At 35.8% G+C, this 15,402-nt stretch carries 14 protein-coding genes; 6 read left to right on the top strand and 8 right to left on the bottom strand.

The genetic code is table 11. The annotated features are described in order from the left end of the window. Positions 1-274 precede the first annotated feature (274 nt). Together AC0INN_RS02570 and AC0INN_RS02575 are read left to right on the top strand one after the other, a co-directional pair. Positions 275-3,250 (top strand): glycoside hydrolase domain-containing protein, encoded by a 2,976-nt coding sequence (locus AC0INN_RS02570; RefSeq protein ID WP_273647521.1) that lies wholly within the window; start codon positions 275-277, stop codon positions 3,248-3,250. 82 nt (positions 3,251-3,332) lie between these two features. Then, positions 3,333-4,841 carry a bifunctional GNAT family N-acetyltransferase/carbon-nitrogen hydrolase family protein gene (locus AC0INN_RS02575; RefSeq protein ID WP_172277783.1) on the top strand — a complete coding sequence of 503 codons (1,509 nt, stop codon included), beginning with the start codon at positions 3,333-3,335 and terminating at the stop codon, positions 4,839-4,841. A 66-nt stretch (positions 4,842-4,907) separates the two neighbouring features. Here AC0INN_RS02575 and AC0INN_RS02580 read toward each other — a convergent pair whose 3' ends face one another. Continuing rightward, complete coding sequence (locus AC0INN_RS02580; protein ID WP_172277785.1) at positions 4,908-5,069, bottom strand: bacteriocin-like protein; 162 nt, start codon at positions 5,067-5,069, stop codon at positions 4,908-4,910. Between the two features lie 157 nt (positions 5,070-5,226). Here AC0INN_RS02580 and AC0INN_RS02585 point away from each other — a divergent pair, with 157 nt between their 5' ends. The 3 genes from AC0INN_RS02585 to AC0INN_RS02595 all read left to right on the top strand — a co-directional run bounded on the left by AC0INN_RS02585 (position 5,227) and on the right by AC0INN_RS02595 (position 8,848). After that, positions 5,227-6,876, top strand: a complete 1,650-nt coding sequence (locus tag AC0INN_RS02585; RefSeq protein WP_273647522.1) for an ABC1 kinase family protein — start codon at positions 5,227-5,229, stop codon at positions 6,874-6,876. Positions 6,877-6,918: 42 nt separating this feature from the next. After that, positions 6,919-7,428, top strand: a complete 510-nt coding sequence (locus tag AC0INN_RS02590) for a hypothetical protein (protein ID WP_273647523.1) — start codon at positions 6,919-6,921, stop codon at positions 7,426-7,428. 67 nt (positions 7,429-7,495) lie between these two features. Next, a complete protein-coding gene (locus AC0INN_RS02595; RefSeq protein ID WP_273647524.1) occupies positions 7,496-8,848 on the top strand; it encodes a DEAD/DEAH box helicase in 1,353 nt (450 codons plus the stop codon). Between the two features lie 76 nt (positions 8,849-8,924). On the opposite strand, the gene AC0INN_RS02600 is transcribed toward AC0INN_RS02595, so the two are convergent. From AC0INN_RS02600 to AC0INN_RS02615, 4 genes are all read right to left on the bottom strand, one after another. Continuing rightward, positions 8,925-9,581 (bottom strand): GDSL-type esterase/lipase family protein, encoded by a 657-nt coding sequence (locus AC0INN_RS02600; RefSeq protein ID WP_273647525.1) that lies wholly within the window; start codon positions 9,579-9,581, stop codon positions 8,925-8,927. Between the two features lie 70 nt (positions 9,582-9,651). Then, a complete protein-coding gene (locus AC0INN_RS02605) occupies positions 9,652-10,113 on the bottom strand; it encodes a lipocalin-like domain-containing protein (protein WP_172277794.1) in 462 nt (153 codons plus the stop codon). Between the two features lie 205 nt (positions 10,114-10,318). Then, positions 10,319-11,482 carry an iron-containing alcohol dehydrogenase gene (locus tag AC0INN_RS02610; RefSeq protein ID WP_273647526.1) on the bottom strand — a complete coding sequence of 388 codons (1,164 nt, stop codon included), beginning with the start codon at positions 11,480-11,482 and terminating at the stop codon, positions 10,319-10,321. Positions 11,483-11,597: 115 nt separating this feature from the next. Further along, the gene (locus AC0INN_RS02615) at positions 11,598-12,002 is read right to left on the bottom strand and encodes a winged helix-turn-helix transcriptional regulator (protein WP_273647527.1); all 405 of its coding nucleotides are present in this window, start codon (positions 12,000-12,002) and stop codon (positions 11,598-11,600) included. 103 nt (positions 12,003-12,105) lie between these two features. Between AC0INN_RS02615 and lpdA the strand changes: the two genes are divergently transcribed. Beyond that, positions 12,106-13,506, top strand: coding sequence for a dihydrolipoyl dehydrogenase (gene lpdA / locus AC0INN_RS02620; protein WP_273647528.1), 1,401 nt, complete (start codon positions 12,106-12,108; stop codon positions 13,504-13,506). Positions 13,507-13,540: 34 nt separating this feature from the next. Here the strand turns inward: lpdA and AC0INN_RS02625 are convergent, their stop codons facing one another. The 3 genes from AC0INN_RS02625 to AC0INN_RS02635 are packed head-to-tail and all read right to left on the bottom strand — an operon-like array spanning position 13,541 to position 15,308. After that, positions 13,541-14,146, bottom strand: coding sequence for a hypothetical protein (locus AC0INN_RS02625; RefSeq protein WP_273647529.1), 606 nt, complete (start codon positions 14,144-14,146; stop codon positions 13,541-13,543). Positions 14,147-14,183: 37 nt separating this feature from the next. Then, the gene (locus AC0INN_RS02630) at positions 14,184-14,588 is read right to left on the bottom strand and encodes a hypothetical protein (RefSeq protein WP_273647530.1); all 405 of its coding nucleotides are present in this window, start codon (positions 14,586-14,588) and stop codon (positions 14,184-14,186) included. A gap of 54 nt (positions 14,589-14,642) precedes the next feature. Continuing rightward, positions 14,643-15,308, bottom strand: a complete 666-nt coding sequence (locus AC0INN_RS02635) for a hypothetical protein (protein WP_273647531.1) — start codon at positions 15,306-15,308, stop codon at positions 14,643-14,645. Positions 15,309-15,402: the final 94 nt, after the last annotated feature.

Consider the following 15,402-nt stretch of genomic DNA (forward strand, 5'->3'; position numbering starts at 1 on the left):
ATTTTGTATTTTATGATTAAGCTCATGATTTATTTTATTTTTAGGCCGTACATTTGTATAAGAATTACATGATTTATATTCTAATAGATATAATAATTTTTTTTCATCATTTGTGTTTTTGAACCTCCCTTATGGGAGGTTTTTTTATTTCTGAGGAGATATTCTTTCTTTATTTACCTGTAATGTGTTAAGAGTTATTTAATATTTTCTATGTATTGTGATTTATCTTAAATTTGAAAAATAGTAAATCATTGACCACTTTATCTCATTTAATATGCTTTTAAAAAAAATTTTCCCACTGATTCTGACAGGAAGCCTTATTCCAAATTTTAGTAATGCACAACATGTCTATCCTCCTCAAATCCAGAAATGGAATGCCGATGAATTGGGTAATCAACGGGCAGTATTGCGGTGGAATGCATCTTCAAAGCAGGCTAAGGCCGTCATTCCCTGGCGAAATATAAATGTAAAAGCTGATCAGAAGGTCATAATTATAGACAGCCTTACTCAAAAACAGTATGAACCGGATGCATACCTGAGTATGAATGAAGAAGAAGGTTCATTTGTTTTTAATCCGGTTTCAGGAAAGGGAATTTACTATGTCTATTTTCTTCCCTATAAGTTGGATGAAAGAACGAATTACCCCAAAGCGACTTACCTTAAGAGGACCAATACAGCGACTGCTAAAGATGTTGGAGCCGTACCATTGGCCAGTGTGATAAGAATAGAGTCGGTGGATAAGTTCAACTCCAATGATCCGATGGAAGTAATTGCGACTAAAAAAGAGATTGCAGAATACATGAAAAAACATGAAGGTCAGTCTTATTTTGTATTCCCTGAGACTATAGAAAACCCTGTTAAAATGAATATAATCCCTCAACGTTGGGTGGATGATAAAAAGGACTCATCTGTTCTTCATGGAAATACTGAAAGAGGCCTATTTTATGCTTTTCAGATTGGGGTTTTACCAGTAAAAATTAATCTTGAAAAAGTAAAAATAACAGCTTCTTCATTAAAAAGTACTTCAGGAGCGACAATAGATTCCCGATATTTTAATTGTATCAATACAAACGGTACAGATTATAAAGGAGAAAAGCTGGAGTTAAACGCAAATGTAAAAAAAGATGATTTACAGGCTTTCTGGTGTGGCTTTGATATCCCTGAAAATACTTCTCCCGGAATCTATGAAGGGACAATTACCATTCGTCCAGAAAATGCTGCTGTACAAACAGTGAAAATTGTATTAAACATAAGTGGGGAAAAACCTGTTAATAAAGGTTTTGATGAACCCTGGAAAATGACCAGGTTGCCATGGCTTAATTCTACCTTGGCGCAGGCTAATACCGTAATCAAACCATATACACCATTACAGCTCAAAGGACAGGAAATTTCCTTACTGGGAAGGAAGGTACAATTAGATGCTTCAGGATTTCCTAAGCAGATTCAGACTTTTTTTACTCCGGAAATGACATCAATCGGAGAAAGGGCCAATTCAATACTAAGTGAACCTATACATTTTGTAGTAAAAGGACCCGGGGCAAAACCTGAGAACTTCAAAAATTCAGGAATTAAGTTTATAGGAAAAGAAGAAGGTAAAATATCCTGGATAAGCACAAATACTTCAGGGAACTTACAAATGAAGGTAGAAGGTTCCATAGAATTTGACGGATTTATGGAATACAGTGTGAAGATTACTGCATTAAAAGATATGCAGATTGATGATATTGCCTTGCAGATTCCTTTTGAGAAAGATAAAGCAACCTATATGATGGGATTAGGACAGAAAGGAGGTTACAGACCGGATCATTTTAACTGGAAATGGGATGTTGCCAAAAAAAATCAGGATGGAGCATGGTTGGGCAACGTAAATGCCGGAATACAATTTTCCTTAAGGGACCAGAATTATTCACGTCCGCTTAATACCAATTTTTACCTTCAAAAACCATTGATTCTGCCATCTTCATGGGGTAATGAAAATAAAGGAGGGATCACGATAAAAGGAACCGGCGGAAAAATTGTTGTCAATAATTTTAGTGGGGCCCGCAGCATGAAAAAAGGAGATGAACTATATTATAACTTTCATCTGTTGATTACTCCGTTCCATCCGATCAATACAGAGGAACAATGGAATAACCGTTTTTATCATGCTTATAAGCCGGTTGATACGATAAAAGCCAGTGGAGCTAATGTAATCAACATTCATCACGGAAATGAGATCAATCCTTATATCAATTATCCGTTTGTAGCGACGAAAGAGATGAAGGACTACATTACGAAGGCGCACGAGAAAGGTTTAAAGGTGAAAATTTACAATACGATCAGGGAGGTTTCTAACCGGATGTATGAGCTGTACCCCGTGAAAAGTTTGGGTCAGGAAGTTTTTTCCGCAGGAAAGGGTGGAGGCTATTCATGGCTGCAGGAGCATCTTCATGATCACTATATCGCAGCCTGGTATGTGCCGGAATTTAAAGATGCTGCAATTATTAATAGTGGGATGAACCGTTGGCATAATTATTATGTGGAAGGGATGAATTGGCTGGTCAATAATTTAGGGATTGACGGAATTTATCTCGACGATGTAGCATTTGACAGGGTAACAATGAAGAGGATTAAAAGAGTAATGACCCAGAATGGACATCCCGGTATCATTGATCTGCATTCTGCAAATCAGTATAATGATAAGGATGGTTTTAATAACAGTGCCAATCTTTATCTTGAGCATTTTCCTTATATCAACCGTTTATGGTTTGGGGAATATTTTGATTATAACAACAATAATCCTGAATTCTTATTAACTGAGGTGAGTGGTATTCCTTTCGGGCTAATGGGAGAAATGCTTCAGGATGATGGCAATCCTTGGCGGGGAATGCTTTATGGCATGACAAGTCGTCTGGGATGGTCGGCAAAAAGTAATCCAACTCATCTGTGGAAAGCCTGGGATGATTTCGGAATTAAAGGCTCAAAGATGATTGGCTATTGGGTTCCTGACAATCCTGTGAAAACAGATAATCCAGCAGTACTGGCTACAATTTATAAACAGGAAAAAAAGATCATGGTTTCCCTTGCAAGCTGGGCTCCTCAGGATATTCGAGTGAAGCTGAAAATAGATTGGAAAGGTTTAGGCATAGACCCGAAGAATGTGAAAATAAGTACTCCTGCAATTAAAGATTTTCAGGAAGCAAAGATATTTAATATCAATGATGAAATTAATGTGGAGAAAAACAAAGGATGTTTAATAATTATTCAATAGATTAAAGAACTCGCCCCGGATACAAGGAAATCTGGCACATAATCTGATTTATTTTACTTAAATTTAATAAAATTTATATAAAATGCAAGTAGATACAAGGACCTTAAGTGTACAGGATTATGATGAGTTGGTAGAAACAATGAGGCGTGCCTACCCTCAGATGTCAGAATATGTATGGTCTAAAAAAAGCATCGAAAAATTAACGAAAATATTCCCAAAGGGACAGATCTGTATTACAGTAGATGGCAAATTAGCTGCTGTGGCGCTTTCTATCATCGTAAATTATGATGAATTCGGAGATGATCATACTTATAGTGATATTACCGGAAATTATACTTTCAATACCCATTCGTCAACAGGAAATGTACTGTATGGGATCGAAGTTTTTGTAGATCCGGAATACCGTGAACTGAGATTGGGAAGAAGATTGTATGATGCAAGAAAAGAATTATGTGAACAATTAAATCTGAAATCGATTGTGTTGGGGGGAAGAATTCCGAATTACCACAAATACAGTGACGAATTATCGACGAGGGATTATATACGGAAAGTGAGGGATAAGGAAATTTATGATCCTGTTTTATCTTTTCAGCTTTCCAATAACTTTTTACCCATCCGTGTTTTAAAAAAATATCTTCCGGAAGATGAGTCTTCAAAGGAAAATGCAGTTTTGCTGCAATGGAATAATATCTATTACAGTAAAAAGCCTAACACCATGCAGGATAGCATTATACGGCTTGGCCTTGTACAATGGCAAATGAGGCACTTTAAGAATATTGATGCCTTTTATGAGCAGGTGGAGTTTTTTGTTAATGTAATGGGAGATTATAAATCTGATTTCGTTTTGTTTCCGGAACTATTTAATACTCCTTTGCTGGCACCATTTAACAAACTATCGGAAAGAGATAGCATGATTGAGTTGGCAAAATTAACTGACCAGATCAAAGAGAGAATCTCGGAACTGGCTATCAGTTATAATGTGAATATTATTTCAGGAAGCATGCCGGTTTTTGATCCTGAAAATAATGACCTTTATAACGTCAGCTATCTGTTGCACCGTGACGGACGAATTGATGAATACAGGAAAATTCATATTACACCTAATGAAAGAAAATACTACGGAATGAAAGGTGGGAATGAAATTAAAGTATTCGATACCGATTGCGGAAAAATAGGTCTTGTAATTTGCTATGATGTGGAGTTTCCGGAACTGCCTAGAATTCTGGCAGACCAGGGAATGAAGGTCCTTTTTGTCCCTTACCTTACAGATACTCAAAATGCTTATATGAGGGTTCGCCATTGTGCAGCAGCAAGAGCCATCGAAAATGAATGTTATGTTGCCATAGCTGGCTGTGTAGGGAACTTACCGGGAGTGAATAATATGGATATTCAATTCGGCCAGGCAGCTGTATTTACCCCTTCTGATTTTGCTTTCCCATCTAATGCCGTAAAAGGGGAAGCGACCCCTAATACGGAGATGACCTTGATTGTGGATGTAGATCTAAATCTTTTAAAAGACCTTCACTATAATGGTTCTGTTCAGATTCTCAAAGACAGGAGAAATGATCTCTATGAAACTTATCTTAAATAGTTAACAAATAAAAACAGAATGCTTTTGCATTCTGTTTTTTTATAAATAATTTTTGTTACCTCTATCTTATTGAAGTTGTGGACAAACTACAGCCGGGCAAATCAATTTTGGACATCTAGGTCTTCCGTCTGTAGGACAACATTGATTTGAGCATCCTACGATAATTCCAGCTCCTGAAACAGTTCTTAATTCTTCTCTTGATAATTTTTTGATCGGTAAATTTTTCATTTTGTAATATTTTACGGGTTAGTAATAATTTTTGTACCCTATAAAGATAAAAAAATCCGGCAAATAACAATAAAGATGGATTTTTTTTCTTCCATAGTTCTTTGGATATTGTATTAGGAATGGTTTTTGGAGTAATTTGCACTTATTATTCACAATTATGTTTGATAAGCAACAGAGAAAACTGAAAAGATCTGCCAGGCTGATTTCCGTATTAAGCAAATATGGTTTTAAAGATATGCTGGCCCGGATGAATGGGAATAAGCAGGAAGAGGAGGATTCTGAACGTTCTGATGAGATTATTTCAAAAGGAACTGTTTACGAAAGGATCAGATTGGTTTTGGAAGAGTTGGGGCCAACATTCGTGAAACTGGGACAAACATTTAGCAACAGGGAAGATTTACTTCCCCCGGAACTGATTCAGGAATTACAGAAACTACAGGATAAGGTGGATACTGTAGAAATGAATGTAACTGAAATCCTGGAAAATGAATTCAATATTTCAGTGAAGGATCATTTTCTGGAAATTCAGTCCCAACCCTTAGCAACCGCATCCATTGCACAGGTGTATAAGGCTACTTTAGCAGATGGGACCAGTGTAATCCTAAAGATAAAAAAAGCCGATGTACAGACCGTTATTGAGGATGATTTGCTTTTGATCAAAGACTTGGAAAGGCTTGTTTCTTCTTATTCTGAAATTGGAGAGAAACTGAACTTAAAACAGGCTATATCCACATTTGAGAAATCGTTGCTTGAGGAAGTTTCTCTGATCAATGAAAAAGATAACATTTTACAGTTTACACGAAACTTTAAAAATAATAAGGAGACCTACGTTCCAAAAGTTTATGAGGAATTTTCCAATAATAACATTCTCTGTATGGAATTTATTGATGGAATAAAGGTCACTGATAAAGCAGGACTTTTAGCCCATAATATTGATCCTGTAAAGGTTTCTGAAGCAGGATTAAGGTTGTTTGTATCTCAGATCCTCGACTATGGTTTCTTTCATGCAGATCCGCACGCCGGAAATATTCTGGTAAAGAAGGATGGGAAAGTCGTTTTTATTGACTTTGGAGCAGTAGGGCAGATTCAGCCTAATGATAAAGAAATCCTTGAGGATCTTATTGTAAGTTTTGTAGCGAAAAACTCACACAAAATAGTGAGGTATCTGAAGAAGATGGCTGTCAGTTATGAAATTCCGGACGAAAGAAGATTTGAAAATGATGTAAATGATATTCTGAATTTTGTTCATAGTTCTTCTTTGCAGGATATCAATGTTCAGACGGTAATCAATAAAATGAAAGACATTTTGAAAGATAACCGCCTTCATATGCCGGACTATTTTTATCTGTTGTTTAAAGGAATCAGCCTTATAGAGGGAGTAGGAAGGAATATTAATCCGGATCTGGACATTGTTAAAAGTCTTAATCCTTATACCAAAAAGATATTTGCCAAAAAAATAAGTCCGAAAAATATACTTAAAACCGGAATGGATAAAATGATGAATTTCACGGATAATGTAGATGAAATTCCCAGAGAACTCCGTTCTGTTTTACAAAAGCTGGATGAAAATAAGTTTAGCATTTCCAGTGAAATTAAAAATATCGACAAAACGAATCAGATCATCAAATCCAGTGCGGTTAATATGATTTTAGCGCTCATATTGGGAGCAAACATGATTGCAACGACAATTGTTTTTGTGTCAGAGGCTCCTCCGAGGATCGGAGAAATGTCACTGATAGCGGTATTGGGGTTTATCTTTTCAGTGATATTGGTTTTGATTCTGTTACTGAGGATAACCAGAAAGTAATTTTTTTAGAAGAAAGATTCATTTAAAATAAAAAATAACCATATGAAACTAATGATTTTAGCTGTTCTGACATTCGGAAGTTCTGTCCTGTCAGCTCAAAATAAAGAAGAAAAAGGAATCCTGGGTGATTACGATGGAAATGGAACAAAGGAATATGCTTATTTTAAAATAAATGACTGCACTGAAGAATGTGATGGAGCGTGCGAAACGGTAATTTATTTTAGTGACAAAAAAATAAAGTCTTTTACCGTTTCAAAAGCAAATGGTGTTGAACTGTACAACCTCGGAGACCTTAATGGGGACGGAAAAGATGATATCGGGGCTTATACGCTTTGGTGTACAAGCTGCTGGGCTCCGTTTTATGTATATACCAACAGTAAAACCGATTGGAAGCCTTTAGTGAAACCTATTTCAACCCATTGCTCGCAATGGGAAGCCGATAAATTTCCGATCAAAAAAGATCCTCGGAAGAAAGGACATGTAATTATTACGTCAAGCCAATGGAAAGATGATGATATCAAGATAGTGAGTCAAAGCGTTAAAGTAAATTAAAACCTGCTATTCATCAACCATTCAACTATCATTTCACATTGTACATTTTAATACCTATCTTTGCAAAATGGAAAAACTCACTTTTGCAGATTTTGGCCTGCCGGTAAAAATTCTTGATGTTTTAGCAGATTTGGAACTGTTTGAACCTACTCCTATTCAGGAAAAGAGTATCAGCCCGATACTTTCGGGTAGGGATGTAATGGGAATTGCCCAAACCGGAACAGGAAAAACTTTAGCATATCTTTTACCGGTTCTTAAGACCTGGAAGTATAACAAAAGTGGAAATCCAACGGTATTGGTATTGGTTCCTACCAGGGAGTTGGTGGTACAGGTAACTGAAATTCTTGAAAAGTTAACCGCCAATATTACCGCAAGAGTTATCGGAATTTACGGAGGAAAAAATATCAATACACAGAAGCTTTTATTTGATAACGGATGTGATATTTTGGTAGGAACTCCGGGAAGGGTAATGGATCTGGCAATTGATAACGCAATTTCTCTTAAGGAAGTTCAGAAGCTGATTATTGATGAGTTTGATGAAATGCTTAATTTAGGTTTCAGACCACAACTGACTCATATTTTTGAAATGATGAAAGAGAAAAGACAGAATATTCTTTTCTCTGCTACAATGACGGAAGCTGTAGATGAAATGCTGGATGAATATTTTGCCCATCCTATAGAAATTTCATTAGCAAAGTCCGGAACTCCTCTGGAAAAGATAGAACAGACAGGATATAAAGTTGAAAATTTCAATACGAAGATCAATCTACTGGAGCATTTACTTAAAAATGACGCCGAAATGTCTAAAGTTCTGATCTTTACCAATAATAAGAAGAACTCCGATTTGTTATTTACAAAGATTGATGAAATTTTCCCCGGACAATTTGATGTTATCCACTCCAATAAATCTCAAAACTATAGATTGAAAGCGATGAAACGCTTTGAAAATGAAGAAATCAGAGGCCTGATCACTACAGACGTTATGGCAAGGGGGCTTGACATCTCGGATATTACGCATGTCATCAACTTTGAGACTCCTGAAGTTCCTGAACAGTATATCCATAGAATTGGTAGAACAGGTAGAGCGGATAAAAACGGTAAAGCTGTTACTTTTGTTACTAAAAAAGAAGAATCGTTGGTACTGGATATTGAGCTTTTGATGGATAAAGAGCTGAAATTTATAGATTTCCCTGAAGAAGTAAAAATCAACCCTAAGAAGATTGCATCTGAAGAAGACCAGATTATAATGAAGAATCCGGCGCAGGTAAAGCTTTACGAAGGAGGTGGAGCTTTCCATGAGAAAAAAGATAAGAATAAAAAGGAAAACTGGGGTGGACCTTCTAAAAGAAAAGCACCAAAGAAATTTGGGGCTAACAGGGCACAGCAGAAAGCAATTTCGAAATCAAAAAGAAAGAAATAATAAACAAAAAGCTTCATCGGTTAAGATGAAGCTTTTTGTTTGCGGATGTGGAGAAGGTATCTTCTGTTAACATCTGCTATTTCATATAAGGTCTTATCACATCTGCCCAGATCTTATTTCCTTCCGGAGTTAAATGAAGCATATCTTCAAGGAAAATATCTCTTCTTACATTTCCATTCGCATCTTCCATTGCCTTAGTGATATCAATATATTCAGCATTTTTTTCCTTTTTCATGAAGGCGGCAATCTGTTTGTTGGTTTCTCTCATTTGTGGCCAGAGAATTTCCCGGCTTGGCGAAAATTTAATTGAAATGTAATCGACTTCTATGTTAGGAAACCTTTGACGAATCTTTTTATAGAAAGTTTTAAAACGCTTGACAACCACATCTGCTTTTAAATCGTGATTATCTGCAAAATCATTATCCCCGCAATAAATGATGATTTGTTTGGGTTGATAAGGAGCGAGAAGATCATCAGCATAGGCATTCAGGTCTGTTAACCTTGAGCCACCAAATCCTCTGTTGATGATTACCTTACCAGGAAAATAACTCGCCACATCTGTCCATCTTGTAAAAGATGAGCTGCCGATTAAAAGAATAGCATCTTTGGGTGGTGGAGTTTCCTTATCTAATTTTTTGAAATTTTGAATGTCCTGCCAGAACATCGGTTTTTTTTCCTGTGAAAAGAAAATGGCAAATGACAGCAATAAGAATGCTGATAAAATCTTCTTCATTTTTTTAATAATTTTTAGTTATTGAAAACCCGTCTCAAAAAAAACTCCCGAACTTTTCGGGAGTGTGGTTTTATCTTTTATAGGTAATGTAGGCGATATCTACAACCTGGTCTCCATTGATATCTATATTGCCAAAAAGCTGTTGGAGCTTAAGTTCCGTACTATTTAAAATCGCAACTCTGTATTTTAGTTCCCCACTATTTCCATATGTTATGGTAAGGTCTTTAGAGTCTGTATCATATTTAAAGGTTCCTTCACTTAATCCATTCTGCTGACAATCTGCACCAACTCCGGCATAAGAAGTATATGAAGTAAAATAATCGGTTCTGAACACGGTAGTATTTTTGGTACTACATCCGCTGGGAGTATCAGAGGCAAGTACAGTTTTATTGTCTTTTCCGGAGATAATTTCTGTTTTACTTGTCTTCCATTCTCCTTTCATCATATCCAGTTCATAAGCCTGCATGTTGTCATCTTCACACGAAGTAAGCGCTAGCGCTGAAAAGGCAAATAAAAGTAGTTGTTTTTTCATTTTCACAAATTTAAGAATATGCTAAAATATAAATAAATTTGAAATATAGATAATGAAATTAAGGTTTTTTAAACAAATGTTTACAAATAAAATAATTTTGTATTAAAAGTTGGAAGTCAGAAACGATTAGAATTTATATATTTTAAAATGAAGGAATTGATCATTCAAATAACTTCCATTATCTGACTTCCAGCATCAAATCTGTTTAGTAACTCATTTCTACGATCTTATAAGCATCCTGAGGAGTTAACTTTTTGTATTCTCCCAGACCTAGCCAGTTCCTGTCTGTAAAAGCTTTTTCCACTCTTTCAGCAGTACCTTTAAATTCTTGGGTATATTCTGAGAGTTTAGTCTGGACATCTAAGCTGTGGAAAAATTCTTCCAGCTTCTTAATACCGGCTTCTGCTTTTTCCTCAATACTTCCTTCTTTAATTCCCCAAACTCTTTCAGCATATTGTGCCAGTTTTCCTTTTTTGGAATCAAAATTATATCGGTAATGAGAAGGGGCAATGATGGCTAAAGTTCTCGCGTGATCAATGCCATAATAAGCTGTTAATTCATGACCCATAGCATGAACGGCCCAGTCTGTAATCACTCCTTTCTGGATCAGACCATTCAAAGCCATGGTACAGCACCACATAAAATTTCCGGCAGCATCATAATCAAAATTGTCGGCCATTACTTTTGGAGCCGTTTCCTGAAGACTGATCAAAATACTTTCTGCAATTCTTTCCTGCAGGTCTGCAGAAGATGGAGCCGTCATATATTGTTCAAGAACGTGCGTGTATGCATCAGTAATTCCATTAACGATTTGTCTTTTAGGGATCGATCGTACAACCTCCGGATCTAAAACTGAAAATTGCGGGAAAAGACCGGGACCTCCTGTGGATAATTTTTCGTTAGTTTCTCTTCTTGAAATAACATATCCTGAGTTCATTTCGGAACCTGTTGCAGGAAGAGTCAGAATACTTCCGAAAGGCATCCCTTCTCCTTCAAAGGTTCTTACCGGTTTGGTGAGGATTTCCCAAGGCTCACTATGGTAGTTGGCTGCCGCGGAAAGAAATTTCGTTCCGTCAATAACCGAACCGCCACCTACTGCCAGGAGAAAAGTAATTCCTTTCTCTTTGATCACCTGCAGTGCATTGATAAGTACCTCGTATTCCGGATTAGCTGGAACACCCCCGAATTCATGCACTTCATAATCTTTTAAAGCTTCTTTTACCTGATCATAAACGCCGTTACTTTTAATGCTTCCACCTCCGTAAATCATTAATATTTTGGCATCAGCAGGAATTTCTTTTGAAATTTTAGCGATTTCACCTTTTCCAAAAAGTATTTTGGTTGGATTTTTAAATTCGAAATTGAGCATTAGTGTAAATTTATTTTACTCAAATTTACGGAATACAAAGTGAAAACTGAGTTAATGGAGTTTTAAAATTATTATGATTCTGTTTTATGAAAACTATTAGTGTATGGGAATTGTATCATTTTCCCTTCAGGTACGCTTTGGCAGTTTCTATAAACTTTTCTTTATCTTTTTTTATTCTTTTCAGCATCTCTACTTTATCAGGAGGTGTTGATAAATATTTATCACCCCAAAGATTGATCTCTACGATGATAGGGACGAGGTCAATTCCTTTCTCAGTGAGAGAATAAATGACTTTTAATTTATTTTCAGGATGATCTTTTTTATCAATAATACCGTTTTCCAGTAAATGTTGTAACCTCGAGGCTAATATATTGGTGGCTATTTTTTCCTCTGCTTTCAAAAAAGCTCCGTAAGTACATTCTTTATGAAGCATAAGGTCACGGATGATAAGCAGGGACCATTTATCTCCCCATATTTCAAGGGAAGAGCTGATAGGGCAGTCGGATCTTTTTTTACTCATAATTTTAATTGAAAAAAAAAAAAACACTTGCAAAATGAAAGTTTTTATTTAATTTTACTTTTATTTTGCAAGCAAATTTAATTATAAATAAATTAATAAATCAATGGAAAATTATGACGTTGCTGTAATAGGCTCTGGCCCTGGTGGATATGTAGCTGCAATCAGAAGTGCACAACTGGGTTATAAAACTGTAATCATAGAAAAATATACAACATTGGGAGGTACATGTACAAACGTTGGCTGTATTCCTACAAAAGCATTACTGGATAGTACCCATCACTACGCAGAAGCACAGCACGGGTTTGGGAGCCATGGAATTATGCTCAATGAAATTAATCTTGATTTTAGCCAGATGTATAAAAGGAAATCGGAGGTCGTAACTAAAAATACTTCCGGACTTGAATTTTTAATGAATAAAAATAAAATCACCCATATTCAGGGAATGGCCCGATTTATTAATGATTCCACTATACAGATCAGCGGAAAGGAAGGTGAACAAACTGCTGTGGCTAAACATTACATCATTGCAACAGGTTCCAAGCCTTCAACTATTTCCGGGATTGAAATTGATAAGAAAAGAATAATCACTTCTACCGAAGCTCTTTCTCTTCAGGAAAAGCCTAAAACGATGATAATCATCGGTGGTGGGGTAATCGGTGTTGAAATGGCCTCTATTTTTAGCAGAATAGGGACTAAGGTTACCATTCTTGAATACGCGGATCATCTTATTTCCACAATGGATCACGGGTTGGGCAGGAGCCTTCAAAAGATTCTTAAAAAAGAAGGAATTGAAATACATCTTAACCAGTCTGTTTATAAAGCGGAAAATTTGGGAGCTTCAGCAAAAGTTTTTTTTCGTGATCAAGGCGGAAAAGAAAATGAGCTGGAAGGAGATTATGTATTGATGGCGGTGGGAAGAAGACCTTATACAGAAGGGTTAGGACTTGAAAATACAGGGGTGCAGATTAATAACCGTGGTTTTATTGAAGTAGATGAAAAATGCCGCACAGCAGTTTCTACGATTTATGCAATAGGTGATGTTATCGGTGGTGCAATGTTGGCACACAAAGCGGAGGAAGAAGGGGTTCTTGTTGCAGAAACAATCAATGGCCAGAATCGCCATATCCATTATGACCGTATTCCTTCAGTGGTGTATACCTGGCCGGAAGTGGCATCTGTTGGATTTACAGAAGAATATCTTAAAAAAAATCAGATCGAATACAGGTCAGGATCGTTTCCTTTCTCGGCCAGTGCCAGGGCAAGAGCATCGATGGATACGGAAGGTTTTGCAAAAGTACTGGTAGATCCTAAATATGGTGAGATCTTAGGAGTTCACATTATTGGAGCAAGGGCTGCGGATTTAATTGCCCAGGGGGTTATAGCCCAGGAATATGAAGTGACAGCAGAGGACATGTTCCGTATTTCCTATGCACATCCTACGTACTCAGAGACATTGAAGGAAGCCTATCTGATTGCGTCCGGACAGGGAGCTGTTAATATTTAATCTTGTGAAAAAACTACTCTCAAGAGTAGTTTTTTTATTGGGTATTGCAGTCATTACTTTTATAATACACTCCATTACTTTTTGCTTCGAGTCTTCCTGTTTTTCTATTAATTTTTATAAGAAAAGATTCTTTTGTAGCGGGACAGGCTTTAGATTTTAAACCAAATAAGGAAACGTATTTTTCTTCTATTTTATATGATCCGGTAAATCGGTTACTTGTATCCACAGAATACCCATACGTTTTTGCCAGTAAAATAGCCTCCGGAAGATTGTCTACTGTTCCGAGAAAATCTCTCAGTTGCTGTTCATTGGAAAAATAAACAGACCTTTCGTTTTTGCACGCAAGAATATATGAAAAGCAGTTGTTCCCAATACATTTCTGGAAAAAACCTTTTTCAGGAACAGGTTCATTGATGGTCATAAAGTCAGGAGCCTGGCTTTCATAGAGTACTGATTTTTCATAGTCCATATCATTGCTCAGAACGCGCCAGTAAGCATAGTCTTTATCAGGAACAATGAACGGGTAAAGGTATTCTACCGTATCGAGAATATCAGGAATTTTTTTATAATCATCAGGAACCTTGATCTGGCTGTAAAGCAGATTGGAGAGAATCAGGGAAAATGCGATGATTACTTTCATAGAGAATGTGTTTCCGGTGCAAATTTAAGAAAGAGAATTATTCCAATACAATTTTATAATATCCTTTTTCAGCAGTCACATCAATATCTATACCTGTAAACGTTAATTTATTGATTTGATAGCCATCACACCCTCCATTAAATTCTGATGACTGTATTGAAAAATCTAAGTCTTTAATATTAGAAAAGAATTTATACTTTTTTGTTCCATTATAAGCACCTACATTTTCTACAATGATCATATTGTCAGATGTTTTGGATAGTTGTACGCTATTGTTATCTTCGTCCTGAACTGAATAAGTTGTCAATGTTCCATTGGCAATAAGATTTTCATCATTAGAATCCACAAACTTAAAAAGGATCGGCATAGGAGCATTATAACAATCTTTTTCACATGAGATGAAGAGAAGGGCTACGAGTAAAAAAGTAAATATTTTTTTCATGGATGATGGATAGTGTGAAGAGTAAATTTAGGTATTAATATTTGGTAATCAAAACTATACTATACTTGAATTATTAAAACGACCTCTGAATATTTTCAAAACTTGTGCAAGCTGACCATCTGTAATATCAAAATCATCAATGTTGATTTCTATTTTTTCATTGTTGTGGAAAAAGTATAAATAATTTATTTCAGGCTTATAATCATGTTTAGATTCACGGCTCACCAAACGCTTTACAATAATCTTTTCAAGTTGAATTTCACTCCACAAATACCTAGTATTATTTTTTACCTGAATCCCTTTTCCATTAATAGAAATGATAATTTGTGATATTTTTTTGATCTCTGAAATTATTTTGAACATAAAATAGCCAGTAAATCCAAGAAGTATACATAATATAAATATTGCAGCTCCGTTAAATTTGAATTTAAAACCTAAAAGAAAAAACAAACCTAGAATCACAAATATACCGTAAGTGGCAATAGCAATAATTCTACCCGAACGCGAATATTTGATTATAATTTCATCAGGAACTGAATTTTCATCATATTCAATTTTATCACTTTTATGAAAAGAATATTCTTTATAAATGAAAACGCCATTGATGAATGAAGCAATGAAAAAAATAATAGAAAGAGGAATAAAATATTGTAGTAAATAAATACCTATGAATAAAGCTAAACTTCCTAAAATTGCATAAAAAATAATTCCGAATTTCATTTCTGGTTAAATTTTTTGCGAATATACATTTTAAACTCAATTTACACGAGATTCATAAAAAAACATTTCCGTTCCAAGGATATTCAGAACCGCG

The organism is Chryseobacterium subflavum (genome assembly GCF_055762745.1).

What these genes read in the sequence shown, in the direction of transcription:
- AC0INN_RS02615 (WP_273647527.1), bottom strand. Translation starts at nt 12,002, where the DNA reads ATGAGTAAAAAAAGATCCGACTGCCCTATCAGCTCTTCCCTTGAAATA.
- AC0INN_RS02625 (WP_273647529.1), bottom strand. Translation starts at nt 14,146, where the DNA reads ATGAAAGTAATCATCGCATTTTCCCTGATTCTCTCCAATCTGCTTTAC.
- AC0INN_RS02575 (WP_172277783.1), top strand. Translation starts at nt 3,333, where the DNA reads ATGCAAGTAGATACAAGGACCTTAAGTGTACAGGATTATGATGAGTTG.
- AC0INN_RS02585 (WP_273647522.1), top strand. Translation starts at nt 5,227, where the DNA reads ATGTTTGATAAGCAACAGAGAAAACTGAAAAGATCTGCCAGGCTGATT.
- AC0INN_RS02580 (WP_172277785.1), bottom strand. Translation starts at nt 5,069, where the DNA reads ATGAAAAATTTACCGATCAAAAAATTATCAAGAGAAGAATTAAGAACT.
- AC0INN_RS02595 (WP_273647524.1), top strand. Translation starts at nt 7,496, where the DNA reads ATGGAAAAACTCACTTTTGCAGATTTTGGCCTGCCGGTAAAAATTCTT.
- AC0INN_RS02600 (WP_273647525.1), bottom strand. Translation starts at nt 9,581, where the DNA reads ATGAAGAAGATTTTATCAGCATTCTTATTGCTGTCATTTGCCATTTTC.
- AC0INN_RS02605 (WP_172277794.1), bottom strand. Translation starts at nt 10,113, where the DNA reads ATGAAAAAACAACTACTTTTATTTGCCTTTTCAGCGCTAGCGCTTACT.
- AC0INN_RS02590 (WP_273647523.1), top strand. Translation starts at nt 6,919, where the DNA reads ATGAAACTAATGATTTTAGCTGTTCTGACATTCGGAAGTTCTGTCCTG.
- AC0INN_RS02630 (WP_273647530.1), bottom strand. Translation starts at nt 14,588, where the DNA reads ATGAAAAAAATATTTACTTTTTTACTCGTAGCCCTTCTCTTCATCTCA.
- AC0INN_RS02610 (WP_273647526.1), bottom strand. Translation starts at nt 11,482, where the DNA reads ATGCTCAATTTCGAATTTAAAAATCCAACCAAAATACTTTTTGGAAAA.
- lpdA (WP_273647528.1), top strand. Translation starts at nt 12,106, where the DNA reads ATGGAAAATTATGACGTTGCTGTAATAGGCTCTGGCCCTGGTGGATAT.
- AC0INN_RS02635 (WP_273647531.1), bottom strand. Translation starts at nt 15,308, where the DNA reads ATGAAATTCGGAATTATTTTTTATGCAATTTTAGGAAGTTTAGCTTTA.
- AC0INN_RS02570 (WP_273647521.1), top strand. Translation starts at nt 275, where the DNA reads ATGCTTTTAAAAAAAATTTTCCCACTGATTCTGACAGGAAGCCTTATT.